The organism is Streptobacillus ratti (genome assembly GCF_001891165.1).
Lineage (GTDB): Bacteria > Fusobacteriota > Fusobacteriia > Fusobacteriales > Leptotrichiaceae > Streptobacillus > Streptobacillus ratti.
In genome coordinates, this window is the sequence record NZ_LKKW01000089.1 from 1 (window position 1) to 382 (window position 382).

1 protein-coding gene is annotated in these 382 nt (G+C 66.8%); it reads right to left on the reverse strand.

Annotated elements, in window-relative coordinates:
* Positions 1-382 (reverse strand): molybdopterin-dependent oxidoreductase (locus BT993_RS06905; RefSeq protein WP_158007941.1); only part of this gene is annotated, 382 nt, incomplete at both ends.

The window sequence follows — 382 nt, forward strand, 5'->3', positions numbered from 1 at the left end:
CACCACCACCGTCTCCGGGCGGCGCCAGGCCTCGCACAGTCGGTTGATGTCCTGATGATGATGAAACGCATTGCCTCCCGCCCAGTAGACTAAACGGATATCGGGATAGCGCCGCTGCTGACCGTCGAACTCATAGGTTTCTCCCGGGTGCAGCAGCATATCGGACAGCCGCGCCACCGGGATAACGCTGTCCACCGCATTCGCCCCGGCGGGTAAGCGTGGGCCGGAAAACGCTTTTCGCACCGCGCCCGCCAGGTTGGTGCAGGCGTAGCCAAACCCGAGGCCGCCGCCCGGGGTGCCGAGCTGTCCCAGCAGCGCGGTCAGGGCCACCGTCGCCCAGTAGGCCTGCTCCCCTTGACGGGCGCGCTGGATAGACCAGGAG